Source organism: Pseudomonas sp. P4_C3, from assembly GCF_056402075.1.
In genome coordinates this window covers 1-23,926 of sequence record NZ_JBFUIC010000043.1, presented here as the reverse complement: position 1 = coordinate 23,926, position 23,926 = coordinate 1, and the positions used below count along the sequence as shown (strand labels likewise).

Genomic DNA, 23,926 nt, shown 5'->3' with positions numbered 1-23,926 from the left:
AGGGGCCGTACGTTCGGGGCGAGACCTTTTGGTTCCTTTTGGGGCGTTTGCCAAAAGGGACTCGCCGTAAGGGCGAAACCMTAAGCCGCCGTTACCTAACCAACGGATATGTACACAATCAACACGAATCAAAGCTCAAACCGCAACTCCGGCCAGATCGGCGAAGTCCCCCGCTTCTGCGACTCAAGAATGGCCCGGCACAACGAGCACAGACGCTGATCCTGAAACACCCGGCGATCGACACTCGACCAGCGCGGTTGCGCCGGCAACAGACTGCCACACAAGGTGCGGTCCGCCGAGCCGCCCAGCTCCAGTTGACGGGTCACCAGATGCACCCGCACCTCCTGGCAGGCGAACAGATCCAGCTGTTCGTCAGGCTCGATCAGTTGGTAGGCAAAAAGTGACCAGGCAGGACGCGGCATCGGGGGCTCCAAATCGGGGGCGCCACCTTAGCCGAAAGCCTGCTTCTAGAAAAGTGTCATAACAGTGGTTTTAGAGTAGGCCAGACATTTTCCAGCAACTTGTCCTGAGCCCCGGCCGCCGGGTGTATGCCGTCGGCCTGCATCAAGTCCGGATGGCCGCCCACGCCGTCGAGGAAAAACGGCACCAGCGGGATTTTTTTCTCATCGGCCAGGTTGCTGTAGACCTCGGCGAAGGCCTTGGTGTAGCGGGCACCGTAATTGGGCGGCAGTTGCATGCCGAGCAACAGCACCTTGGCACCGCTGGCCCGGGAGCTGTCGATCATTGACGCAAGATTTTGTTGCAATTGAGTTGGCAGCAAGCCGCGCAGGCCGTCATTGCCGCCCAACTCGAGGATCACGACTTGCGGTTTATGCTCTACAAGCAGCGCGGGCAGGCGTGCCTGGCCCCCGGCACTGGTGTCGCCACTGATGGACGCATTGATCACTTTGTCGTCGAAACCTTCGCGCCTGAGCCGTTGCTCAAGCAGCGACACCCACCCCAGCCGGGTATCCAGCCCGAAACCGGCGCTGATACTATCGCCAACGATCAGGACTGTACCCGCCGCTGCGTTTTGGGCCATGCACATCAAGGCCAGGCCAGCACTCAAAAACCAGACACGCATCGGACTCTCCATGGGCGCAAGCATTCTCATCGCGAAGGACCTTAGCAAAGTGGTTCCCAGCGCGGAAGGTGAACTGACCATCCTGCACGAACTCAGCCTGGAACTGAACAAGGGCGACAGCCTGGCCATCGTCGGCGCTTCGGGCTCTGGAAAATCCACACTGCTGGGCCTGCTCGCCGGCCTCGACCTGCCGAGCAGTGGCGAGGTCACTCTCGCCGGGCAAGGCCTGAGCAACCTCGATGAAGACCAGCGTGCGCGCATCCGCGCCGAACACGTGGGTTTCGTGTTCCAGTCATTCCAGTTGCTCGACAGCCTCAATGCCCTGGAAAACGTCATGTTGCCGCTGGAGCTCGACGGCCGCAAAGACGCCCGAGAACGCGCCACCCAATTGCTGCAACGGGTCGGGCTGGGCCAACGCCTGACTCACTCGCCGCGCCAGCTCTCCGGAGGCGAGCAACAACGCGTGGCGATTGCCCGCGCGTTTGCCGCCGAGCCCGATGTGTTGTTCGCCGACGAACCGACCGGCAACCTCGACAGCCACACCGGCGAGCGCATCAGCGACTTGCTGTTCGAGCTCAACCAGGAACGCGGCACGACCCTGGTGCTGGTGACTCACGATGAACGCCTGGCCCATCGCTGCCGGCGCCTGATCCGTCTTGAAGCCGGCCTGCTGGTCGCCCCTCTGGAGCCTTGATGGCACGTCTGCCGCTGTTGCGCCTGTTCAGCCTCGCCATCCGCCAATTGCTGCGCGATGCCCGCGCCGGTGAATTGCGCGTGTTGTTTTTCGCCTTGCTGGTGGCCGTGGCCGCCAGCACCGCCATCGGTTACTTTGGCGCGCGCCTGAACGGCGCCATGATGCTGCGCGCTACCGAGTTCCTCGGTGCCGACCTGCTGCTGGAAGGCAGTTCGCCTGCGCGCCCCGAACAGATAAGAAGCGGCACCGAACTGGGTCTGGAACACGCTCAAGTGGTGGAGTTCTCCAGCGTCATCGCCACCGATAACGGCATTCAGCTGTCCAGCATCAAGGCGGCCGATGACACCTACCCGCTACGCGGCGAATTGAAAAGCGCGCCCGCCCCCTTCGCCACGGAAACAGTCGGTGGCGGACCGCAACCCGGTGAAGCCTGGGTCGAGGCACGCCTGCTGACCGCCCTGGACCTGAAGATCGGCGATAGCATCGATGTCGGCATGAAAACCCTGAAACTGGCGCGGGTGCTGACTTACGAACCCGATCGCGCCGGCAATTTCTACAGCCTGACGCCGCGGGTGCTGATCAATCTCGGCGACCTTGCAGCAACCGGCGTGGTGCAACCCGGTAGCCGGGTCAGCTATCGCGAATTATGGCGAGGCAACGCTCAGGCACTCGAGACGTACCGGCAACTGATCAAGCCGGGGCTTGCCGCCAATCAGCGCTTGCAGGACGCCCGCGACGGCAATCGACAGATCGGTGGCGCCCTGGGCAAGGCCGAACGCTACCTGAACATGGCCAGCCTGGTGGCGGTATTGCTCTCCGGCGTGGCGGTGGCGCTGTCGGCAACCCGCTTCGCCACCCGCCGATTCGATGCCAGTGCATTGCTGCGCTGCCTCGGGCTGTCGCGCCGGGAAACCATGGTGTTGTTCAGCCTGCAACTCACTGTGCTCGGGCTGCTGGCCAGCATCAGCGGCGCCCTCCTCGGCTGGCTCGCACAACTGGGATTGTTTGCCCTGCTGCATGACTTGCTGCCGACCGACGTGCCTCCGGGCGGACTGTTTCCGGCCGTTGCCGGGATCGGCACCGGACTGGTGGCGCTCGCCGGTTTCGCCTTGCCGCCGCTGGCGGCCTTGGGCCGGGTACCGCCATTGCGCGTGCTGCGTCGGGATATGCTGCCGATCCCTTCCAGCACCTGGATGGTCTACGGTGTAGCGCTGGGCGCCCTCGGCCTGATCATGTGGCGCCTGAGCCTGGACCTGGTGCTGACCTTTGCCCTGCTCGGCGGCGGCGTGATTGCAGCGCTGGTGCTGGGCGGTTTGTTGTTGCTGCTGTTGAAGAGTCTGCGGCGCATGCTTGCGCGTGCATCCTTGCCCTGGCGTCTTGGACTCGGGCAATTGCTGCGTCATCCGCTCGCTGCGGCGGGACAGTCCCTGGCGTTCGGCCTGATTCTGCTGTCAATGGCGCTGATCGCCTTGCTACGTGGTGAGTTGCTGGATACCTGGCAGAACCAGTTGCCGAAAAACGCCCCCAATTACTTCGCCCTGAACATCCTGCCCGCAGATAAACAGGCCTTCACCAACCACCTGATCGCCGTGTCGGCTCAATCGGCACCGTTGTACCCGGTGGTGCCGGGGCGATTGATCAGCATCAACGGCGAGCCGGTGCAACAGATCGTCACCAAAGAATCTGCGGGTGATCGGGCGATCCAGCGCGACCTGAGCCTGACCTGGGCCGCGGACCTGCCGTCGGGTAACAAACTCACGGCCGGCCATTGGTGGAACGAACAAACGCCGGACGATGTTCCCGGCGTGTCGGTAGAAGGCAAGGTCGCCGAAAGCTTGAAAATCAAGCTCGGCGACCACCTGATTTTCAGCGTTGGCGGGGTCAATCGCGAGGCGAAAGTCACCAGCCTGCGGGAGATCGACTGGGACAACTTCCAGCCGAACTTCTTCATGATCTTCCAGCCCGGCACCCTGAAGGATCTGCCGGCGACTTACCTGACCAGTTTCTACCTCGCACCCGGTCACGACCAGCAGATCGTCGACCTGTCCCGGGCCTTCCCGGCGGTGACGATCCTGCAGGTCGAAGCCTTGCTGGAGCAACTGCGCAGCATTCTCGCCCAGGTGACCCTGGCGGTGGAGTACGTGTTGTTGTTTGTGTTGGCGGCGGGGATGGCGGTGCTGTTCTCCGGCCTGCAAGCGACGCTGGATGAACGCATTCGCCAGGGCGCGTTGCTGCGTGCGCTGGGGGCGGAACGGCAATTGCTGGTCAAGGCGCGGCGCATCGAGTTCGGTTTGCTGGGCGCCGTCAGTGGCTTGCTGGCAGCGCTGGGTTCGGAAGTCGTGAGTTGGGTGCTCTACCGCTACGCCTTTGACCTGCCGTGGCATCCGCATCCATTGCTGATGTTGCTGCCACTGCTGGGTGCCGTGCTCATTGGTGGTGCCGGGGTGTTCGGCACCCGTCGGGCATTGAACGCCAGCCCGCTGACAGTCCTGCGCGAGGGTTGATAGACTCCTGCCATCCTCACCACAAGAAGCAGTCATGAGCCGTTACCGCCCTCCCCGCACCGCCGGCACCGCGCTGATCACCCCCGAGGGTGAAGCGCGGATGCGCGCCGAGTTCCATGAGCTGTGGCATGTACGTCGCCCCCAGGTTACCCAGGCTGTCAGCGAAGCCGCGGCCCAGGGTGATCGCTCGGAGAACGCCGAATACACCTACGGCAAAAAGATGCTGCGAGAAATCGACAGCCGCGTGCGGTTTCTCACCAAACGTCTGGAAGCGCTGAAAGTCGTCAGCGAAAAACCCAGCGATCCGAACAAGGTCTATTTCGGCGCCTGGGTCACGATCGAAGATGAGGATGGCAAAGAGTCGCGCTACCGCATTGTCGGGCCCGATGAACTGGACCTCAAACAGGGCCTGATCAGCATTGATTCGCCGTTGGCCCGCGCCCTGATCGGCAAGGCACTGGACGCCGAAGTCCGGGTCCAGACCCCCACCGGTGAGCAGTGCGTTTACATCGTGGCGATCGACTACCCGTGAGCTTTAACGCCGGGTAATCAATCCTTGCCGGGCAACGCGGGTCAGTTGCCGGATCACTTCAGGAGCCTCTTCGAGGCTGGGGGACTGAATCACTGCCAGATCGAAACTGTCGTCGGCGAAACGAGCGAGGGACTCACCGTCTTCGACAAACTGGATCAGGAAAGCAGCGGGACCGCCGGTACGGCGTGGCCAGCCATCGAGATAACGCAAGAGCGTCGGCTGATGTTTGCCGCCAAGCAGGATTTTTGGATTGCGCTGGGTCAGGTGTGCCGTGATCGGCGCGGGACGTACAACGGCGTTTAGTGCATTCATTGTGTCGTGTCTCTGCCTCAAAAGTCTGCATGGCAGGTGAGAGGCAACACCGAACCAGCGCTTTAGCGGTATTTCGAAGCCTGTTCCGGCTTCTATCGGCAACTGAATGAGTCACCTGGCGCCCCGCAAGTAGCTGTTTAAATCGGCGCATGAGCAACATCCTAGAGAAGCTGACTGGACAGTGTCAAGAATGACGCTCAACAAAAAAGGCCCGACAATGCGGGCCTTTTCGTTGAGCCAGAGCGGTCAACCAGCGATGGCACGGTCCGCCGAGAGTTTGCCCGCACCTTCGATCAATACCGCGATACTGCCACCGAGCAAGGCCAGGGCGAATTCATAACCGTTGTTGGCCATGAACAGACCGTTGCTGATGTGCACCGAGAAAATCGCGACCAGCAACAGGAAGGCCAGGCCAAGCGCGGCCGGGCGAACCAGCAAGCCGATGATCAGGGCCAGGCCGGCGAAGAATTCAATGCCGCCCGCCAGTGTCGCCATCAGGTAACCCGGCGTCAGTCCCAGGCTTTCCATGTACTGCGCGGTTCCAGCCAGACCATAGCCACCGAATGCCCCGAAGAGTTTCTGCGAGCCGTGAGCGGCGGAAATAATGCCGACCACGATGCGCAGAACCGTCAGGCCGTAGCCAGCGCGGGTAGACAGTACCTTGTTGATCAGAGTGCTCATGCTGTTTCATTCCTTGTAAGTGTGTGTTGGTTGGCCGCTATATTAATCAGTTAATTGCATGTTAAAAGCGCAAAAAACCCACCATTACAATCAAATTAACCGATCATTTGCGTGAAGCAATCTTTTGTCCCTGGGGCTCCAACGACTCTCGCTCCCGGTCGAATGCCAAGTAATACTTGTTCACGCTATTAACATAGCTGACGGGGCCCATACCCACTTGCTCCATGGCCACGCGTTCGACCTGGAAGAACCACTGGTTGGGATTCAATCCTCGCCGCCGGGCTTCTGCGCGCATGCCCTGAACCCGCTCCGGCCCGATGTTGTAGGCCGCCAGCACGAAGGCCATGCGTTCGCGCTCGTTGAGTTTCGGGCTGGCAAAGAATTTGCGCCGGATCATCGCCAGGTACTTGGCCCCGGCCTGCACATTGCCGTCTACGTCCTGAATATTGTTGACCCCCACCCGCTGCGCCGCAGCAGGAGTGATCTGCATCAGACCGGTGGGGCCATCGCCACTGCGGGCGGCAGGTTGCAGGGCTGACTYCTTGAAGGCCAGCGCCGCCAGGTTCAGCCAGTCCATGCCCTGGGCATCGGCGTGTTTCTGCAGCACCGGGCGAAGTTTTTCCAGACGCTGCCGGTCCGTCTTCGCCAGTGGATAGTGCACTTGATAGAGACGACGATAGATCCGCAGGAACGCGACGTCCTGATCCGATGGTTTCTTGTAGACGGTGAGGAAGCGATCGATGCTGGCCCGCAGCATCGAGGCGTCACGGCGCACGAACCAGAATTCCTCTCCCGGATCACTGACAAGTGCCTGTTTGTCGAAACGCAGTTTGGGCAGGATCTTGCCCCAGCGTTCGGCGATCGGCTGCTCGACGATAGTCAGGTGGAAGATCCCGCCCTGCACCATCTCCAGCACATCCTCGACGGCAAGGCTCGGATCGACCCACTCGATTTTGACCGGTGGCAGTTTGTGCAGGGCAAGCTTTTGATTGATCTGGCTGACGGCATCCCCGGCGGCGCTGCCGGCGGGTAACGCCAGGGTCTTGCCGGAAAGCTGTTCAAGCCGGGTGTAGCGGCGCTCGCCCTTGATGCCCACCAGGACCAGCGCAATGTTGCTGGCAATCGGCTCACTGGTGCTGACGGCGAAACCCGCTTGCAGATCGAGCAACTCGCCTGGCGCCACCAGATCGCCCTCCCCGCGCTGCAATGCGCCGAGCAGTTGATCCTTGGCCTTGGGAATGATCTTGAGGGTGATTTCCTGACCGTCTCGGGCGTGGCCGTTGAGGTATTGCTCGAACGCTCTCAGACGGTGGTATTCGACCCCGATCGCCTGCCCCTGGACTTCGCCGGAACTGTTGCGGCTCTGGTTGACCAACACCCGCAGCACACGACTGTTGCGAATTTCCGCAAGGTCGCGCACCTTGCTGGCCGGTACGGCTTGCAGCGGCCCGGGCAGACGCGCGACCGCCGACATCGGCAGTAGCAGCGAACAACACAGCAGTAGCAAAACCGAGGGACGAATCATCCACTCTCCGGAAAGAATATGAGGCCCGCTTCAATGACGAAAACCATCAAGCGCGGCGACAAAAACAGAGCGCCCAAGGCGCTGGCAAAGTGCGAAAGACTGGCACAATGATGGCAAAACTACCAACCCAGCCTGGTCCGCGGCTCAAGAGACAGCGTTAACCCGTTGTAGTTCTTGGTTTTTCTTATAAATCCACGGCTCTGATATGCTTTCCGGCCTTTGGGCCGAGGTAGCACCATGCAACTCATCGATATCGGCGTCAACCTGACCAACGCCAGTTTTGCCGACAAACACCAGGCCGTACTCGACCGCGCCTACGCGGCCGGCGTGTGCCAACTGGTGCTGACCGGCACCAGTGTCGAGGGCAGTGAACAGGCTCTTGAGCTGTGCCAGCAACTGGACGAAAGCGCCCAGCGCCTGTTCGCCACCGCCGGTATTCACCCTCACTGCGCCAGCGACTGGAACGCCGACAGCGCCCGACGTTTGCGCAGCTTGCTCATGGAGCCGAATGTGGTGGCCGTGGGTGAATGCGGGCTGGATTTCAACCGTGATTTCTCGCCGCGCCCGCAACAGGAGAAAGTCCTCGAAGAACATCTGGCCATGGCCGTCGAATTGCAGCTGCCGGTTTTTCTGCACGAGCGCGACGCCAGCCAGCGTTTGCTGGAGATCCTGCGCGACTTCCGCGACCGACTGCCGGCCGCCGTTGTGCATTGCTTCACTGGGGAGCAGAAGGCGCTGTTCAGCTACCTCGACCTCGATCTGCACATCGGCATTACCGGCTGGATCTGCGACGAGCGCCGGGGCACGCATTTGCATCCGCTGGTCAAGGAGATCAAGCGCGGACGCCTGATGCTCGAAAGCGATGCACCGTATCTACTGCCGCGCAGCCTGCGCCCCAAGCCGAAGAACGGGCGAAACGAGCCGGCGTACCTGACCGAAGTATTGCGTGAAGTGGCGCTGCATCGCGGAGAAAGCCAGGAAGATCTGGCGGCGCACACTACAGCCTGTGCGCGGGCGTTTTATGGGCTGCCATTGATCTCCTGATTAACATAAATCCCTGTGGGAGCGGGCTTGCCCGCGATAGCGGACTTTCAGATAACACCGATGTTGGATGTGATGTCCTCATCGCGGGCAAGCCCGCTCCCACAGGTGACCGAGTTCTTTCATTAGAATGCGGACGAATGTGGGGCTTGCCCGCGATGAGGCCGGAACCGGCAACATCAATCCAGACCATGACACCTATCAAGCCAATAGCCAGCCTTGATTCGCCGCCAGCATGGACCGGGCCTATTCTTCCTACATGTGTTCAACATGGATCGAGGATCAGCATCATGGGCAAACGTCACCCCAACCTTCCCGTCTGGCAATGGCGAGCGTACCCGAACAATCATCAGCACCCGACCAATCTGGTGCTGCACCTGATCGCGGTGCCGTTGTTCATCGTGGCGTTTCTGCTGATTGTGTCCGGGGTGTTCAGCCTGAGCCTGGCGAACATCGCCATCGGTGTGATCGGTGTGATTGCGGCGCTGGCCTTGCAACGCCACGGCCACAGCCTGGAGACCCAAGCCTCCGAGCCGTTCAGTGACCGCAAAGATGCGATTTCGCGCTTGTTGGTCGAGCAGTTCCTGACGTTTCCGCGATTCTTCCTCAGCGGTGGCTGGTGGCGCGCCTGGCGTGAACGCCACCGCCGTCACTGATCAGGCGAACACGGTCACCGTCTGCCGGCTCATGGCGATCAACCGGCCATCCGCGCTCCACATTTTTGCGGCAGCATGCCCGTAGCCGTCAGCGGCGTATTCGGTTTCGACCAGGTATTTGCACCAGTCCAGAGTGTTCAGTTCCAGCAGCGGTTGCACGAACTCGATGGTCCAGGTCAGCGTGCTGCCCATCGCCGGCTTCTTCAAAAACGGCATCAGGGCCGGCGGCCAGGCGTCCACCAGCGCCAGGATATGCGCCTCGCTGATGGCCTCTTCTTTCACGTCGCCGCGCAAGCGCACCCAGCCGCCCATTTGCCGGGACGTGCTGCCGCTGAACGGCAGCCCGCCGATACTCCAGCGCATCGCCAGATGCCGCATGAATTCCGGGATGACGCCTTCGACAAAAGGCAGTTCCTGGCATTCGTCCCAGTGCTTCATTTCTGGTGCCGGTTCAGCGGTCACCGCCACTTCCGAGGGGCGCGAGGCGCCAAAACTGCCCTGGATCAACGTCACCACCTGACCCTTCTGCATCACCCGGCCCAACACCTGGCTGACCGCCTTGCCTTCGCGCAGCACCTCGACCTCAAAACTGACCGGAACCTCGGGTTCAACCGGGCCGACAAAGGTGATTGCCAACGAACGTACCGGCCGATCCGCCGGAACCCGGGCACGCATGGCTTCGTACTGCAAAGCAACCACCAGGCCACCGAAACTGGCGCGCCCCTGCGCCCAGGAGGCCGGGATAGACAGCTCATGCGGCTGGCTACGGACAGCGTCGAGCAGTTCGGAGAAACGCATGAAAACCTCAGGGATCGAAAAAAGATGAAGGGATCTTACCCAGCCGGAGAAGGCTATACAGCACCCATTCCGGCCAAAAGTACTGACAGAAGAGCCGAACACATAACCCTGTGGGAGCGAGCCTGCTCCGGGCGGCGTTCCGACGATAGCGCCAGGACAGCCAACATCAATTTTGAATGTCACGACCTCATCGCGAGCAGGCTCGCTCCTACAATGGATCTCCGGTGTTTTCAGGATTTGAAACAGGCCTTACCCAGTTTTTCCAGCACCCGGTCCGCACGCTGTTCAGCCTCGGCCATGGTGGCTGTCCAGACCGCAACACAGGGCTGCAAATCCGTTTCCTGTTCAGCCATGGCCAGCCATTGCACGCAATCGTGCCAGTCGCCCAGCGCGCCCTGGGCCGATTTCAACCGGGACATGGCCGCTTTCGGCAAACGGTCCAGTTCGGGGTAAGCATCGATGCCATAGCGCACACGCTTGATCAGCAGCCGCAGCCGATGACGGTCATGAGCCGGGTCGTGCAGTGCCTCGTCGAGTTTTCCCCACTGCTTGCCCAGGCGTTTTTTGATGCGCTTGCGCAAGCCCTTGAGCAATCCCTGGCGCTGGGCGGCGCGCAGAAAACGCGGAAATGCATCGAGGACGATCAGCAATTGCGCAAGTTCAGGGCTGGCCGCCACGGCCGGATAGGCCTCGGCCATTTGCGCCATGCGCCACTGTGCGGCTTGGGGTTGATGGTGCTGGAGCAGGTACGCCGCCAGCACTTCGCGATCACGTAATGGCGTGCTCAGTTCGCCCACCCGGGAGGCGGCCGCTTCCAGTTGTTCGACACCGGGCAGCCCGCGCAAGGGTCGCAACAGGCTGCGTAACCGACGCATGGTCGTGCGCAGGTCGTGTAACGCTTCAGGGTCTGTACGCTCGTTCAGGCGGGCCTGACAGGCCAGCAGACGAACTTCCAGGCCCAGAACCTGAGCCACCAACCGATCGATCATGGGGGTTTACTCCGTAAACTGCGCCAGGTTGCAAGCTCCAGGCTGCAAGCTCGGTGGGTCTTGCAGTTTGCAGCTTAGAGCTTGTAACCGCTTTTCGCTTTTAACGCCCCGCGCGCGATTCACGAATATAGAAACGGGCCTTCTCGGCTTTGGTGGTGCAGCCTTCAAACCCCTCGAATTGCTGCTGGGTCTTGGCTGCGGTCAACAGCGACAGGGCCTTGGAGTAGCTGACGGTCCCGGCAAAACCTTCGGCCTTGGCCAAGTCCAGTTCATGCCATGCAGCATCCAGGTTGCTACCGCAACTGTCGCGATAAGCGGTTTTGCCGGCACAACCGGCGAGCGCCAGGGCAATCAATGGCACGCAGATCCAGGCTTTCATCACTCACTCCTCAAAGATAGGTCAACAGTCGTGCAGGTAAGACGGTGTGGCACCTGAAAAGTGCCGTTGGTCCGCTATGCAAACTATAGCGCTGACGAGAATAACCATGTGCCGCCATGGAGTGTCGAAAATACGACGCTCTTGCCCCGTCGAACGACCAAGGCGATTGAAGCGTGCCCCTCGATGGGTGCATTGTTGAACCATTCAAGCGAGGGCGATCCATGAAAAAGCGTGTCGCACTGGTATTGGGCTCGGGTGGAGCCCGGGGTTATGCACATATCGGGGTCATTGAAGAGATCGAACGGCGCGGCTATGACATTGCCTGTATCGCCGGTTGCTCCATGGGCGCGGTGGTGGGCGGGATCTACGCCGCCGGCAAACTCAATGATTACCGCGACTGGATCGAGAGCCTGGATTATCTCGACGTGTTGCGTCTGGTGGACGTCAGTTTTCGTCTGGGGGCGATCCGTGGCGAGAAAGTCTTCGGGCAGATCCGCAAGATCGTCGGCGAGATCAACATCGAAGATTTGCGTATTCCCTACACCGCGGTTGCCACCGACCTGACCAACCAGCAGGAAATCTGGTTCCAGGAAGGTTGCCTGCATCAGGCCATGCGCGCCTCGGCAGCGATTCCCAGCCTGTTTACCCCGGTGATGCAGGGCAACCGCATGCTGGTCGATGGCGGCATTCTCAACCCGCTACCGATCGTGCCCGTAGTGTCGAGCCATTGCGATTTGATCATCGCGGTCAACCTCAACTCCACCAACCAGCGCCACTATCAATTGCCGGTCATCCAGCGTCCCGCTGCCTTCAAGACCCGCTTCGACAGCCTGATCAACTCCGTCGGCTCGAAGTTGCCGTTCCGGCGCAAACAGGCTGAACAATTGTTGGTTCTGGAACAGGAAGCCTTGAAGGCCGAAGGTGCGGACTTCAACCCGTGGATCGAATCCGCCGAGCCCGAGGCGCAGCAACCCGCGGCCGCTCCGCAAACCAGTGGCGCACCCCGCTCCGCCACCGGTTCGTTCATCATCGACAACGTCGGGCCGGCGTCCTTGCTGGATTTGATCAACCAGAGTTTCGAGGTGATGCAGACGTCGCTGGCGCAGTACAAGATTGCCGGGTATCCGCCTGACATCCTGATCAACGTGCCTAAACGCGTGTGTCGGTTTTTCGAGTTCTACAAGGCGCCGGAGCTGATCGCGCTGGGACGGGAGATTGCGCGGGATACGCTGGATCGGTATGAGAATGAGCAGAACTGAAAGCCTGAAAACTCTCGGGTGAATGTAAGGGCCCCATCGTCAGATCAGGCAACGAAGATCTAAAGGCTACCCTCACTCAACAACCGATACCCCACCCCAGCCTCAGTGACGATGAACCTGGGTTGGGTCGGGTCATCCGCCAGTTTCTGGCGCAAGTGCCCGACCACGATGCGCAGGTAATGAGTGTCTTCGGTGTGCGTCGGCCCCCAGATGTCCTTGAGCAATTGCTGCTGGGTGATCACCCGCCCGGGATGTCGCGCCAGTTGCGCCAGCACGGCGTATTCCTTGCGAGTCAGCGCGACTTCGATACCGTCGAGCAACACCCGGCGATACGCCAGGTCGACCGTCAATGGACCGAAGGTCAGCGCCGCTTGTTGCACCTCGCCCACGGGCGCCTGGCGCAACAACGCACGAATCCGCGCCAGGAACTCCTGAATGCCGAACGGCTTGGTCACGTAGTCATTGGCGCCGCCATCCAGGGCCTCGACTTTCTGCCCTTCACCGGCGCGCACCGAGAGCACCAGCACTGGCACCGTCGACCACTCGCGAAAATCGCGCAATACCTGTTGGCCGTCCATGTCCGGCAAGCCGAGATCGAGCACCAGCAAGTCCGGTTTGTTCAACGCGGCTTGTGCCAATCCTTCACTGCCGGTGCCGGCCTCCAGCACTTTATAGCCCTGGGAAGCGAGGCTGATGCGCAGGAATTTGCGGATCTGCGGTTCGTCGTCGATGACCAAAATGGTCGCGGTCTGGCTCATGAATTCACATCAACACAAAGAAGTGGCAAGAGAGTAGCGCAAGCACGATCAGGCTTCACTCTCGTATCCTGGCTGAGCCTGTAGCGGCAGGTGCAACGTGATGCAGGTCCCGCGCCCCTCGATACCGTCGGCAACGCTGATACGCCCGCCATGGGCACCGACCATGCCCTGACAAATCGCCAGCCCCAGCCCGGTACCCTGCCCGCCACGATCACCCCGCGCCGCGGTGTAGAACATGTCGAAAATCTTCGCCCGTTCCGCCTCCGGAATTCCCGGCCCCTCATCGCAGACCGAGAAAAACAGCTCACTGTCATCGGCCCCGGCGCGCAATTGCAAACGTCCGTGGTGCGGCGAAAACCGCGCGGCGTTTTCCAGCACGTTGACCAGTGCCTGTTCGATCAGCGCGGCATGGACGAACAGCAGCGGCAATTGCGCCGGTACTTCGGTGCTGACCTGCAGCGACGCGAGTACCGCGCGCAAGCGATTGAGCGCACTGCCGATGATATCGGCCGGCGACACCCAGTCCCGTGCCAGCTTCAGCGCGCCGTGGCCGAGCCGGGTCATGTCGAGCAGGTTTTGAATGTAGCGGTCGAGGCGCTCGGCTTCATCGCGCGTGCCTTCGAGCAGTTCACGTCGATCCTCCAGCGGGATCGCCTCACCCAGGGCCAGCAGGCTGTCGATACTGCCGCGCATGGACGTCAACGGTGTGCGCAAATCGTGGGACACCGAAGCCAGCAAGGCACTGCGCAGTTGCTCGGTTTCGCCGTGCAGCCGCGCCGCTTCCAGATCATCGGCCAGTTGCGCCCGGGCCAGCGCCTGGGCCAGCGGCTGGCTCAGCGCGGTCAACAAGCGTCGGCGCTGGCCACTCAGGGTCTGGCCTTCGTTGGCACATACGCCAAGCAACGCCAGCGGGCCGTCCTCCACCGATAACGGCYACCACCACCAGCGGCCGAACGGCAAGGTGCCGGTACCCGCACCCGCGGGTTGATCGTGCTGCCAGGCCCAATCGGCGGCGGCGCGTTCGGCTTCGGTGAACTCGAGCGGGCCACCGGTTTCGACTTTCCAGCCGTTTTGCCCGTCGCGATTGAGCAGGCACAGTTGCACATCGCTCCAACCGTTGAGGTGCTGGGCGGCCGCGCTGACCACAGCCTGACGGTCGGTGGCGGCGGTAAGTTTGCGCGACAGGTCGAGCAACTCGGTGGTCTCTTCCTGGGTATCGCGCAGTGCCTGCAATTGCCTGCGCTGGCGCGCCGCGAGGTTGCCGGTGAGGGCCGCCATCAGCAGGAAAAACAGTAGGGTCAGCACGTCTTCTTCGCGCTGGATGCTGAAAGAGAAATTCGGTGGAATGAACAGGAAGTCATAGGTCAGAAACGACAGCGCCGCACAGGCCAGCGCCGGCCCGAGACTGCTGCGCACCGCCACCAGCAAAACGGCGGCGAGGAACACCAGCGAGATGTTCGGCAACGGCAGAACACTCGCCACGGCCCAGGCCAGGGCGCTGGCCAGAACCGTCGCCACCACCGCCAATGCGTAGTCGAACCAGACCAGTGAATGCATCGACCGCTGATGGGGTTGATGCTGTTGGTGATCGCTGTCGAGTACGTTGATTTCCAGTCCGCGTGCATTACGCAGCAGCCGCGCCGCCAGCCCGCCACCGAACAGACGCCGGCGCAATCTCGGCCGGGACTGACCGACCAGCACCAGGCTGGCGCGGCGTTCGGCGGCATGCTGGATCAGGGTCTTCGCCACTTCACCGGCGCGCAGCAACACCACTTCGCCGCCCAGCCGTTCGGCCAGTTGCTGGGCGCTTTGCAGGCGCAGGCGCGACTGTTCGTCACGCACGCTGCCGTTGTCCACGTGTACCAGACTCCAGGGCAGGTGCCGCCGCTGGGCCACGCGGCTGGCATGCCGTACCAGGCGTTCAGCCTGGGTATCGCCGTCGACCCCTACCAGCAAACGCCCACGCACGGCCGGAGCCGCTTGACCGAGTTGGCGATAGCCCTGGGCCAGATCGTCATCGACCTGAGCCGCCGCGGTTTGCATCGCCAGTTCGCGCAAAGCCGTCAGGTTGGTCTGGGAAAAGAATGCGTCGATGGCCGCCCGCGCCTGCTCCGGCACATAGACCTTGCCATCGCGCAGTCGCTCCAGCAGCTCCCGTGGCGGCAAGTCGATCAGCAACAGTTCATAGGCTTCCTGCAACACCCAGTCCGGCAGGGTTTCGCGGACCTGCACGCCGGTGATGCCGCGCACCTGGTCGTTGAGGCTTTCCAGATGCTGGACGTTGACCGTGGTGTACACGTCTATGCCTGCGGCGAGCAGTTCCTGAATGTCCTGCCAGCGTTTTTCGTGACGGCTACCGGGTGCGTTGGTGTGCGCCAGTTCGTCGACCAGCACCAGTTTTGGTTTGGCTTTGATCAGACCGTCGAGGTCCATTTCTTCAAGCAACACGCCACGGTATTCCGAGCGCACCAACGGCTGCTGCGGCAAGCCGCCGAGCAGGGCTTCGGTTTCGGCCCGGCCGTGGGTTTCGACGACGCCGGCGATGATTTTCACCCCTTGGCGTAACTGGGTGTGGGCCGCTTGCAGCATGGCGTAGGTCTTGCCGACACCCGGCGCGGCGCCGAGAAACACCTTGAGCCGGCCACGGCCATCGCGGGGCAGGTCTGCTAACAGCGCGTCGGCGCGGCCGGAGTTGCTCATTTTCATTGCCTTGTTTGACTTGATATATGGGTGTGGCATTAAAAGATCGCAGCCTGCGGCAGCTCCTACGCCAGATGGCGTACATCCTGTAGGAGCTGGCGAAGCCTGCGATCTTTTGATCTACAGGTTTTCCAGCGCCCGATTCAACTCAAGCACATTCACCACTGGCGGGCCTACCAGTGGTTGCTCGATGTGAGCGTCCAGCAGTTGTTGCAGTGTCGCTACCGGCAGGTTGCGCGCCGTCGCGACACGCGCCAGTTGATAGGCAATCGCCGCCGGTGGCAAGTGCGGATCGAGACCGCTGCCGGACGTAGTGACCAGCGCCAATGGCACCGGCCCCTGGCCTGGCACCAGCAGTTTGTTGGCATCGTCGATCACCCGCGTGGCCAGGGCCGGGTTGCTCGGCGACAGGTTGCTGGCGCTGCTCGACACGGTGGCAAAGGCACCAGCCGAAGGGCGCGGGTGGAACCAGGCGTCGCCGACGAAATCCTGGGCGATCAGCGAAGAGCCACGGACCTTGCCCTCGGCATCACGCACCAGGCTGCCGTTGGCCTGATCCGGAAACATGACCTGGGCCACGCCGGTGACCACCAGTGGATAGGCGACGCCGGTGATCAGCGTCATCAGGACCAGCAGGCTCAGGGCTGGACGTATCAATGTGGACATTTCAAAACCCTCTAATTCACAAGTCAGGTACACCGTGGCGCATCCATCGCGAGCAAGCTCGCTCCCACAGGGTATGAGGTGCCTTTGTGGGAGCGAGCTTGCTCGCGATGGCGGCTTATCTGGCACACCACGCAGTCAAACCAGATGCAACGCCGTCAACAGCATGTCGATCGCCTTGATGCCCACGAACGGCACCAGGATCCCGCCCAGGCCGTAGATCAGCAGATTGCGCCGCAGCAACGCCRCCGCACTCGCCGCGTGAACCCGCACGCCGCGTAGCGCCAGAGGAATCAGCACCACGATGATCAGGGCGTTGAACACAATCGCCGAGAGAATCGCGCTCTGCGGACTGCTCAGGTGCATCACGTTGAGCACGCCCAGTTGCGGATAGATCGCGGCGAACAGTGCCGGCAGGATCGCGAAGTACTTGGCCACGTCGTTGGCGATGGAAAAGGTCGTCAGCGCACCGCGGGTGACCAGCAACTCCTTGCCGATCTGCACCACGTCCAGCAGCTTGGTCGGGTCGCTGTCGAGGTCGACCATGTTGGCCGCTTCACGTGCTGCCTGCGTGCCGTCGTTCATCGCCATGCCGACGTCSGCCTGGGCCAGGGCCGGGGCGTCGTTGGYGCCGTCGCCGCACATGGCGACCAGACGACCGTCGTTTTGCTCGTGACGAATGCGCGCCAGTTTTTTCTCCGGCGTGGCTTCCGCCAGCACATCGTCCACACCCGCCTCAGCGGCGATGGCAGCAGCGGTCAATGGGTTGTCGCCGGTGACCATGACGGTGCGGATCCCCAGTTTGCGCAACTCGGCGAAACGCTCGCGGATACCGGGCTTGACCACGTCCTTGAGGTGGATCGCCCCGAGCAACTTGCCGTCGGCACACACCAGCAGCGGGGTGCCGCCGCTTTGGGCGATCTTGTCGATTTCACGGGACAACGGTGCAGCCAGATCAGCCCGCGTGAGGCCGACGAACGCCAGCAACGAATCCACCGCGCCTTTGCGGTACACGCGGCCCTGATAGTCGACACCGGACAAGCGGGTTTCGGCGCTGAATGGCACGACTGTCAGCACATCGGCGGACGGTTCCGGTTGCGGATGAGTGCCACGCAGGTACTCGACGATCGACTTGCCTTCAGCGGTGTCGTCGGCCAGCGAAGCCAGCAATGCGCCTTCGGCCAGTTCCCTGGCTGTCACACCTGGCGCGGCATACACCGCCGAGCAACGACGGTTACCGAAGGTGATGGTGCCGGTCTTGTCCAGCAGCAAGACGTGCACGTCCCCCGCCGCTTCCACCGCGCGACCGGACTTGGCGATCACGTTCAGGCGTACCAGGCGATCCATCCCGGCGATACCGATGGCCGACAGCAAACCGCCGATGGTAGTCGGAATCAACGTGACCAACAGCGCCACCAGGAACACCAGCGGCAGGTTGCCATTGGCGAAGTGGGCGAACGGTTGCAGGGTCACGACCACCAGCAGGAAGATCAGGGTCAGGCCGATCAGAAGGATGTCGAGCGCCACTTCATTCGGGGTTTTCTGGCGTTTGGCGCCTTCGACCAGGGCAATCATGCGGTCCAGGGTCGACTCGCCGGGGTTGGCGGTAATCTTCACCAACAGCCAGTCCGACACCAGCCGCGTGTTACCGGTGACGGCCGAGCGGTCGCCACCGGACTCACGAATCACCGGCGCCGATTCGCCGGTAATCGCCGCCTCGTTGACAGCCGCGATGCCTTCAATCACTTCGCCGTCACCGGGGATCATCTCCCCCGCGTCGACGCGCACCACATCACCTTTGCGCAGGCTGATGGCGGGCACCACCTGAAAACTGCCATTGCCGCTCTTGCGCCGCGCGCTCAGGCCTTCGCTACCCGCCTTGAGGCTGTCAGCGCGGGCCTTGCCGCGACCTTCGGCGAGGGCTTCGGCGAAGTTGGCGAACAGCACGGTGAACCACAGCCACACCGCAATTTGCGCGGCGACGAAGGTCGGCACCGCTGTGTCGGGAATGAAGCACAGCACGGTGGTCAGGATCGCGGTCAGTTCGACCACCAGCATCACCGGCGCACGCTGCAATTGCCGTGGGTCGAGCTTGACGAAGGCTTGCAGCAGCGCCGGGCGCCAGAGGGCCGAGATCGCGGTTTTCGGTTGTTCCGCTGCCTTGACGGCGGCAGGCTTGATTGCAGGCATATTCATGATGGTTTCCTTAGAATCCCATGCTCAGATGTTCAGCGATTGGTCCCAATGCCAAAGTCGGCAGGAAGGTCAAACCACCCACCAGCAAAATGGTCACGGTCAGCAGGGTCACGAACAGCGGGCCGTGGGTCGGGAAGCTGTTTTGTCCGATCGGTGCGGTTTTCTTCATCGCCAGGCTGCCAGCCAGGGCCAGCACCGGGAGGATGTAGCCGAAGCGACCGAGCAACATGCCCAGGCCCAGCATCAGGTTGTGGAACGGGGTGTTGGCGCCGAAGCCACCGAAAGCCGAACCGTTGTTGGCACTGGCCGAGGTGTAGGCGTAGAGCAGCTGACTGAAACCATGAGCGCCCGGGTTGCTCACGGCGGCCACCGGGCCTGGCAGGCTGGCGGCGATCGCGCCGAGCACCAGTACACCGATCGGCATGACCATCAGGGTCACCACCAGCAATTGCACTTCCCTGGCCTGCAGTTTCTTGCCGAGGTATTCCGGGGTGCGGCCGATCATCAGGCCGGCGAGGAACACCGCGATCAGCACGTTGAGCAACATGCCGTAGAGCCCGGCGCCGACGCCGCCGAAGATCACTTCGCCGACCATCATGTTGACCAGCGCCACCATGCCGCTCAGCGGGTTGAGGCTGTCGTGCATGCCGTTGACCGAACCGTTGGACGCGGCCGTGGTGGTCACCGACCACAACACCGTGGCGGTGGTGCCGAAACGTGCTTCCTTGCCTTCCAGCGGCGCGGTCTGTTCGACAGCAACGTAGTTCAACGCCGGGTTCGGTTGGTATTCAGCCCACAGCGAGGTCGCGCCGCCGATCAGGAACAGCGCCAGCATGCAGGCGATGATCGCGCGGCTCTGGCGCAGGTCCTTCACGTAATGACCGAAGGTGAAGACCAGCGCGACGGGGATCAGAATGATCGAGGCCATCTCGAACAGGTTGCTCCACGCGGTCGGATTCTCGAACGGATGCGCCGAGTTCACGCCGAAAAAACCACCACCGTTGGTGCCCAATTGCTTGATCGCAATCTGACTGGCCGCCGGGCCAAGGGGAATGACCTGGTCGACGCCTTGCACCGTCACCGCATTCACATACTGCGCGAAGGTTTGCGGCACGCCCTGCCAGACCAGRTACAGCGCCAGCAGCAGGCACAGCGGCAGCAGGCCATAGAGGGTGGCGCGGGTCATATCGACCCAGAAGTTGCCAAGCGATGCAGTGGATTTGCGACCGATGCCGCGGCACAGCGCAACCAGTACGGCCAGACCGGTGGCGGCGCTGACGAAGTTCTGCACGGTGAGGCCGACCATCTGGCTCAAGTAGCTCAGGGACGCTTCGCCGCTGTAGGCCTGCCAGTTGGTGTTGGTCATGAAGCTGACGGCGGTATTGAACGCCAGCGTCCACTCCTGGCCCGGCAGGTTCTGAGGGTTCAGCGGCAGGTGGTCCTGGAACAGCAGGATCGCGAACAGCAGCAGGAAACCCGCGAGGTTGAAGGCGAGCAAGGACAGGGCGTATTTCTGCCAGCTCTGTTCGGCTTGCGGGTCAACCCCGGCCAGTCGGTAACAGCCACGTTCGACTGGCCCAAGGACCGGCGACAACCACGTGCGCTGACCTTCCATCACCTTGTAGTAGAAGCGCCCGAGAAACGGCGCCGGGACCAATACCAGGGCAAAAAACCCGAGGATCAGCCAATAGTCATAACCGTGCATAGCCGCTCCTAGTTCCGGTCCGCGCGCAGCAGCGCAACCAACAGATAAATGAACAGCCCCACTGCCAGCAGTAGTGACACCCCGTCCAGAACGCTCATGGAAGTTCTCCGTGTTACGGCGTATTGCCGCGTGTGGAGTCATTGTCGGAAAGGAGGCTGTAAAGGAACGAGATCGAGGGTGCGGGAGAGGCATAAAGAAAACGTAAAGAGTGGGTTTATGCAGGGGTTACAGGGTGCGGGGCGGAAAAACCGGGAGTGTCGCAGGTAGAACTCTAAATTGTGCGCGAGAGTAGTGAGTGAAGGCTGCAAGTCATGGATAATCCCGCCCGATTGGCGCGACGCAACCGAGTGGGGTCAAGAACTCTTGCACCTCCCCGCTCGCGCCTGCAAGCTACCGCTATTCGCATTTCTGAAGAAGGCTGGCCCAACGTGCGTATCCTTATTACCGGCGGAGCCGGTTTCATAGGCTCGGCCCTTGTCCGCGAGCTGATTCAACACACTGAGCATGATGTGCTCAACCTGGACAAACTGACGTATGCCGGCAATCTCGAGTCGCTGACCAGCATTGCCAACGACACTCGCTACGAGTTCGTTCAGGCCGATATTGTCGATCAGGCGACCGTCAGTGCAGTGCTGGCGCGTTTCCGGCCTCACGCGATCATGCACCTGGCAGCCGAGTCCCATGTCGATCGTTCCATCGACGGGCCATCGGAATTCATCCAGACCAACATCGTCGGCACCTACAGCCTGCTCGAAGCCACCCGTGCCTATTGGCAAGAACTCCCGGAGCCTGAGAAAAGCGCCTTTCGCTTTCATCACATTTCCACTGACGAGGTTTACGGCGACCTGCACGGCGTCGACGATCTGTTTACGGAAACGACGCCCTACGCGCCAAGCTCGCCCTACTCCGCCAGCAAGGCAGCGTCCGACCACCTGGTCCGCGCCTGGCAGCGAACCTATGGCTTGCCGGTGCTGCTGACCAATTGCTCGAACAATTACGGGCCGTTCCACTTCCCCGAGAAACTGATTCCGCTGGTCATCCTCAATGCCTTGGCCGGCAAGCCGCTGCCGGTGTATGGCAATGGCCTGCAAGTGCGCGACTGGCTGTTCGTCGAAGATCACGCCCGGGCACTGCTCAAAGTGGTGACCACCGGCACCGTCGGCGAGACCTACAACATCGGCGGGCACAACGAACAAAAGAACATCGACGTGGTACGTGGCATCTGCGCCCTGCTTGAAGAACTGGCACCGCACAAGCCTGAGGGCGTTGCGCATTACGCCGACCTGATCACGTTCGTCCAGGATCGCCCTGGTCATGACCTGCGCTACGCAATCGACGCCAGCAAGATTGAACGCGAACTGGGCTGGGTACCCGAAGAGACCTTCGAAACCGGCCTGCGCAAAACCGTTCAATGGTATCTGGACAATATGGAATGGTGCCGCCGCGTTCAAGACGGCAGCTATCAGGGCGAACGCCTTGGCGCCATCAACCCCAAGGAGCTGCTCGCATGATGAAAGGCATCGTTTTGGCGGGTGGCTCGGGCACGCGCCTGCACCCGATTACGCTTGGAGTGTCGAAACAGCTGTTGCCGGTCTACGACAAGCCAATGATCTACTATCCGATTTCGGTGCTGATGCTGGCCGGTATCAAGGATATTCTGCTGATCTCCACCCCGCAGGATCTACCCCAGTATCGCAATCTGCTGGGTGACGGCAGCCAGTTCGGGGTGAACTTCAGCTTTGCCGAGCAGCCATCACCGGACGGTCTGGCCCAGGCTTTTCTGATTGGCGAAGAGTTCATTGGCGATGATCCCGTGTGCCTGATCCTGGGCGACAACATCTTCCATGGCCAGCACTTTGGCGAGCAATTGCAGAACGCGACAAAACGCACTTGCGGTGCCACCGTGTTCGGTTACTGGGTCAAAGACCCCGAGCGCTTCGGCGTGATCGATTTCGACAAAGATGGCCGTGCGCTTTCGATCGAAGAGAAACCGAAAAAGCCGAAATCCAGCTATGCCGTTACCGGCCTGTATTTCTACGACAACGATGTGATCGAGATCGCCAAGGCGGTGAAGCCTTCGCCTCGCGGCGAGCTGGAAATCACCGACGTCAACAATGCCTATCTGCAACGTGGCGATCTGCAGGTCGAGCGTTTTGGTCGAGGATTCGCCTGGCTCGACACCGGCACCCACGACAGCTTGCTCGAAGCCTCTCAGTACGTGCAAACCATCGAACACCGCCAAGGCCTCAAAGTCGCCTGTCTCGAAGAGATAGCCTATGAACATGGCTGGATCGACCGCGAACAGTTGCTGGAGCGTGCCCGGTACTTTGGCAAAACCGGGTATGGCCAGTACCTGGCCAAACTGGCAGGGGAAGAGCAATGAATCTGTGCGAGCCCGATTCGCCCGGTAACGAGACTGGACTGTTCCCGTGAAAATACTCATCAATGGCCGACACGGTCAGGTTTCACATGAATTGCAACGGCGACTGGGGGCTGCCGGCGAGCTGATCGTATTGGGTCGCGATCAGCTCGACCTTGCGCAACCCGATCAGATTCGCCGTCAGGTGCAAAACGTCCGGCCCGATCTGATCATCAACGCCGCGGCCCATACAGCGGTTGATCTGGCAGAAAGCGAGCCGCAATCAGCCTTTGCCATAAACGCGGTAGCTCCCGGCATCCTTGCCGAAGAAGCGCTGGCTCTCGACATCCCGTTGATACATTACTCCACGGACTATGTATTCGACGGGAGTAAAGCCGGACCTTACAACGAGGACGACACGCCCAATCCGCTTGGGGTGTACGGCAAGAGCAAACTGGCCGGTGAGCAGGCAATCAGGGACGTGCAAGGTAAATACCTGATCCTGCGTACCAGTTGGGTCTATTCAACTCATGGCCGTAACTTTCTGCTGACGATGCAGCGTTTGCTGCAAGAGAAACCGGAGTTACGCGTAGTCGCCGATCAAATCGGCGCCCCTACATGGGCCGGTACAATCGCCAATAGCACCCTTGCCCTGATCGAACGCTGGCAGGCGAACGAAGTTGCCAACTGGGGTACTTATCATCTGACCGCTCAAGGTGAAACCTCCTGGTTCGGCTTCGCACAGGCGATCGGCGAAGCATTGCGACAACAGGGCAAGCCCTGCGCCGACCTGTTACCGATCCCGTCCAGCGACTACCCGACACCCGCAGCCCGGCCGCTCAACTCGCGCCTGGATTGCAGTCGCTTGCAACGCGATTGGGGTGTCAGTCAACCTGACTGGCAAACGGCGTTGCGCGAGTGCCTCACTCAGCAAGCCTGAGCATCAACCGCTGCCCGCACCTGCATTGAAATACCAAACCTGCGCGTTGCAGCGGTGTCGGGTAGCGGGCATGCGGGCTTGCTCGCGAAAGCGGCATTTACACCAGCGCCGCCCCTGACTGACGCACAAAATTCGCGCATTTCTGTGGCGA

At 61.4% G+C, this 23,926-nt stretch carries 23 protein-coding genes; 9 read left to right on the top strand and 14 right to left on the bottom strand.

The window, feature by feature from the left end; genetic code table 11:
- Positions 1-128 precede the first annotated feature (128 nt).
- Positions 129-422, bottom strand: a complete 294-nt coding sequence (locus AC1DVH_RS10615) for a hypothetical protein (RefSeq protein WP_003226812.1) — start codon at positions 420-422, stop codon at positions 129-131.
- A 56-nt stretch (positions 423-478) separates the two neighbouring features.
- Complete coding sequence (locus tag AC1DVH_RS10610) at positions 479-1,084, bottom strand: arylesterase (RefSeq protein WP_477753755.1); 606 nt, start codon at positions 1,082-1,084, stop codon at positions 479-481.
- A 10-nt stretch (positions 1,085-1,094) separates the two neighbouring features.
- Between AC1DVH_RS10610 and AC1DVH_RS10605 the strand changes: the two genes are divergently transcribed.
- From AC1DVH_RS10605 to greB, 3 genes are read left to right on the top strand one after another with little or no spacing between them, the layout of a single operon-like run.
- Positions 1,095-1,778, top strand: a complete 684-nt coding sequence (locus AC1DVH_RS10605; RefSeq protein ID WP_223456271.1) for an ABC transporter ATP-binding protein — start codon at positions 1,095-1,097, stop codon at positions 1,776-1,778.
- Entirely contained in the window at positions 1,778-4,282 is a 2,505-nt protein-coding gene (locus AC1DVH_RS10600) for an ABC transporter permease (protein WP_477753754.1), read from the top strand. Before AC1DVH_RS10605 ends, AC1DVH_RS10600 begins: the two co-directional genes overlap by 1 nt.
- 34 nt (positions 4,283-4,316) lie before the next feature.
- On the top strand, positions 4,317-4,814 hold the full coding sequence (greB, locus tag AC1DVH_RS10595; RefSeq protein WP_007973570.1) for a transcription elongation factor GreB: 498 nt from the start codon (positions 4,317-4,319) through the stop codon (positions 4,812-4,814).
- Between the two features lie 3 nt (positions 4,815-4,817).
- On the opposite strand, the gene AC1DVH_RS10590 is transcribed toward greB, so the two are convergent.
- The 3 genes from AC1DVH_RS10590 to AC1DVH_RS10580 form a co-directional block, all read right to left on the bottom strand.
- Positions 4,818-5,126, bottom strand: coding sequence for a class I SAM-dependent methyltransferase (locus AC1DVH_RS10590; RefSeq protein ID WP_477753753.1), 309 nt, complete (start codon positions 5,124-5,126; stop codon positions 4,818-4,820).
- Positions 5,127-5,372: 246 nt separating this feature from the next.
- Entirely contained in the window at positions 5,373-5,807 is a 435-nt protein-coding gene (locus tag AC1DVH_RS10585) for a DoxX family protein (RefSeq protein ID WP_046042643.1), read from the bottom strand.
- Positions 5,808-5,910: 103 nt separating this feature from the next.
- Complete coding sequence (locus AC1DVH_RS10580) at positions 5,911-7,332, bottom strand: MltF family protein (RefSeq protein ID WP_477753752.1); 1,422 nt, start codon at positions 7,330-7,332, stop codon at positions 5,911-5,913.
- 237 nt (positions 7,333-7,569) lie between these two features.
- Between AC1DVH_RS10580 and AC1DVH_RS10575 the strand changes: the two genes are divergently transcribed.
- Both AC1DVH_RS10575 and AC1DVH_RS10570 read left to right on the top strand, forming a co-directional pair.
- A complete protein-coding gene (locus AC1DVH_RS10575) occupies positions 7,570-8,376 on the top strand; it encodes a TatD family hydrolase (RefSeq protein ID WP_477753751.1) in 807 nt (268 codons plus the stop codon).
- 287 nt (positions 8,377-8,663) lie between these two features.
- On the top strand, positions 8,664-9,029 hold the full coding sequence (locus tag AC1DVH_RS10570; protein ID WP_477753750.1) for a terminase: 366 nt from the start codon (positions 8,664-8,666) through the stop codon (positions 9,027-9,029).
- Here the strand turns inward: AC1DVH_RS10570 and AC1DVH_RS10565 are convergent, their stop codons facing one another.
- The 3 genes from AC1DVH_RS10565 to AC1DVH_RS10555 all read right to left on the bottom strand — a co-directional run bounded on the left by AC1DVH_RS10565 (position 9,030) and on the right by AC1DVH_RS10555 (position 11,195).
- A complete protein-coding gene (locus AC1DVH_RS10565; protein ID WP_477753749.1) occupies positions 9,030-9,827 on the bottom strand; it encodes an acyl-CoA thioesterase in 798 nt (265 codons plus the stop codon).
- Positions 9,828-10,057: 230 nt separating this feature from the next.
- Positions 10,058-10,816, bottom strand: coding sequence for a CHAD domain-containing protein (locus AC1DVH_RS10560; RefSeq protein WP_477753748.1), 759 nt, complete (start codon positions 10,814-10,816; stop codon positions 10,058-10,060).
- Between the two features lie 100 nt (positions 10,817-10,916).
- The gene (locus tag AC1DVH_RS10555) at positions 10,917-11,195 is read right to left on the bottom strand and encodes a hypothetical protein (protein ID WP_008000319.1); all 279 of its coding nucleotides are present in this window, start codon (positions 11,193-11,195) and stop codon (positions 10,917-10,919) included.
- A gap of 221 nt (positions 11,196-11,416) precedes the next feature.
- Between AC1DVH_RS10555 and AC1DVH_RS10550 the strand changes: the two genes are divergently transcribed.
- A complete protein-coding gene (locus tag AC1DVH_RS10550) occupies positions 11,417-12,454 on the top strand; it encodes a patatin-like phospholipase family protein (RefSeq protein ID WP_477753747.1) in 1,038 nt (345 codons plus the stop codon).
- Between the two features lie 59 nt (positions 12,455-12,513).
- Here AC1DVH_RS10550 and AC1DVH_RS10545 read toward each other — a convergent pair whose 3' ends face one another.
- The 6 genes from AC1DVH_RS10545 to kdpF all read right to left on the bottom strand — a co-directional run bounded on the left by AC1DVH_RS10545 (position 12,514) and on the right by kdpF (position 20,574).
- Positions 12,514-13,212, bottom strand: coding sequence for a response regulator (locus AC1DVH_RS10545; RefSeq protein WP_477753746.1), 699 nt, complete (start codon positions 13,210-13,212; stop codon positions 12,514-12,516).
- 48 nt (positions 13,213-13,260) lie between these two features.
- Positions 13,261-15,912, bottom strand: a complete 2,652-nt coding sequence (locus AC1DVH_RS10540) for a DUF4118 domain-containing protein (RefSeq protein ID WP_477753745.1) — start codon at positions 15,910-15,912, stop codon at positions 13,261-13,263.
- A 120-nt stretch (positions 15,913-16,032) separates the two neighbouring features.
- The gene (gene kdpC / locus AC1DVH_RS10535; protein ID WP_477753744.1) at positions 16,033-16,578 is read right to left on the bottom strand and encodes a potassium-transporting ATPase subunit KdpC; all 546 of its coding nucleotides are present in this window, start codon (positions 16,576-16,578) and stop codon (positions 16,033-16,035) included.
- A 135-nt stretch (positions 16,579-16,713) separates the two neighbouring features.
- Entirely contained in the window at positions 16,714-18,771 is a 2,058-nt protein-coding gene (gene kdpB / locus AC1DVH_RS10530; RefSeq protein ID WP_477753743.1) for a potassium-transporting ATPase subunit KdpB, read from the bottom strand.
- A 10-nt stretch (positions 18,772-18,781) separates the two neighbouring features.
- Positions 18,782-20,476 (bottom strand): potassium-transporting ATPase subunit KdpA, encoded by a 1,695-nt coding sequence (gene kdpA, locus AC1DVH_RS10525; protein ID WP_477753742.1) that lies wholly within the window; start codon positions 20,474-20,476, stop codon positions 18,782-18,784.
- Positions 20,477-20,484: 8 nt separating this feature from the next.
- On the bottom strand, positions 20,485-20,574 hold the full coding sequence (kdpF, locus tag AC1DVH_RS10520; RefSeq protein ID WP_007899818.1) for a K(+)-transporting ATPase subunit F: 90 nt from the start codon (positions 20,572-20,574) through the stop codon (positions 20,485-20,487).
- Between the two features lie 330 nt (positions 20,575-20,904).
- Here kdpF and rfbB point away from each other — a divergent pair, with 330 nt between their 5' ends.
- From rfbB to rfbD, 3 genes are read left to right on the top strand one after another with little or no spacing between them, the layout of a single operon-like run.
- Entirely contained in the window at positions 20,905-21,987 is a 1,083-nt protein-coding gene (rfbB, locus tag AC1DVH_RS10515) for a dTDP-glucose 4,6-dehydratase (protein WP_223466006.1), read from the top strand.
- Positions 21,984-22,859, top strand: coding sequence for a glucose-1-phosphate thymidylyltransferase RfbA (rfbA, locus tag AC1DVH_RS10510; RefSeq protein ID WP_223456256.1), 876 nt, complete (start codon positions 21,984-21,986; stop codon positions 22,857-22,859). The genes rfbB and rfbA overlap by 4 nt, the downstream gene beginning before the upstream one ends.
- Positions 22,860-22,905: 46 nt before the next feature.
- Complete coding sequence (rfbD, locus tag AC1DVH_RS10505) at positions 22,906-23,775, top strand: dTDP-4-dehydrorhamnose reductase (RefSeq protein WP_477753741.1); 870 nt, start codon at positions 22,906-22,908, stop codon at positions 23,773-23,775.
- The last annotated feature ends 151 nt before the right edge of the window (positions 23,776-23,926 follow it).

Excerpts from the sequence above, each read along its gene's own strand:
- AC1DVH_RS10615 (WP_003226812.1), bottom strand. The coding sequence starts at position 422 with ATGCCGCGTCCTGCCTGGTCACTTTTTGCCTACCAACTGATCGAGCCT.
- AC1DVH_RS10610 (WP_477753755.1), bottom strand. The coding sequence starts at position 1,084 with ATGCGTGTCTGGTTTTTGAGTGCTGGCCTGGCCTTGATGTGCATGGCC.
- AC1DVH_RS10605 (WP_223456271.1), top strand. The coding sequence starts at position 1,095 with ATGGGCGCAAGCATTCTCATCGCGAAGGACCTTAGCAAAGTGGTTCCC.
- AC1DVH_RS10600 (WP_477753754.1), top strand. The coding sequence starts at position 1,778 with ATGGCACGTCTGCCGCTGTTGCGCCTGTTCAGCCTCGCCATCCGCCAA.
- greB (WP_007973570.1), top strand. The coding sequence starts at position 4,317 with ATGAGCCGTTACCGCCCTCCCCGCACCGCCGGCACCGCGCTGATCACC.
- AC1DVH_RS10590 (WP_477753753.1), bottom strand. The coding sequence starts at position 5,126 with ATGAATGCACTAAACGCCGTTGTACGTCCCGCGCCGATCACGGCACAC.
- AC1DVH_RS10585 (WP_046042643.1), bottom strand. The coding sequence starts at position 5,807 with ATGAGCACTCTGATCAACAAGGTACTGTCTACCCGCGCTGGCTACGGC.
- AC1DVH_RS10575 (WP_477753751.1), top strand. The coding sequence starts at position 7,570 with ATGCAACTCATCGATATCGGCGTCAACCTGACCAACGCCAGTTTTGCC.
- AC1DVH_RS10570 (WP_477753750.1), top strand. The coding sequence starts at position 8,664 with ATGGGCAAACGTCACCCCAACCTTCCCGTCTGGCAATGGCGAGCGTAC.
- AC1DVH_RS10565 (WP_477753749.1), bottom strand. The coding sequence starts at position 9,827 with ATGCGTTTCTCCGAACTGCTCGACGCTGTCCGTAGCCAGCCGCATGAG.
- AC1DVH_RS10560 (WP_477753748.1), bottom strand. The coding sequence starts at position 10,816 with ATGATCGATCGGTTGGTGGCTCAGGTTCTGGGCCTGGAAGTTCGTCTG.
- AC1DVH_RS10555 (WP_008000319.1), bottom strand. The coding sequence starts at position 11,195 with ATGAAAGCCTGGATCTGCGTGCCATTGATTGCCCTGGCGCTCGCCGGT.
- AC1DVH_RS10550 (WP_477753747.1), top strand. The coding sequence starts at position 11,417 with ATGAAAAAGCGTGTCGCACTGGTATTGGGCTCGGGTGGAGCCCGGGGT.
- AC1DVH_RS10545 (WP_477753746.1), bottom strand. The coding sequence starts at position 13,212 with ATGAGCCAGACCGCGACCATTTTGGTCATCGACGACGAACCGCAGATC.
- kdpC (WP_477753744.1), bottom strand. The coding sequence starts at position 16,578 with ATGTCCACATTGATACGTCCAGCCCTGAGCCTGCTGGTCCTGATGACG.
- kdpF (WP_007899818.1), bottom strand. The coding sequence starts at position 20,574 with ATGAGCGTTCTGGACGGGGTGTCACTACTGCTGGCAGTGGGGCTGTTC.
- rfbA (WP_223456256.1), top strand. The coding sequence starts at position 21,984 with ATGATGAAAGGCATCGTTTTGGCGGGTGGCTCGGGCACGCGCCTGCAC.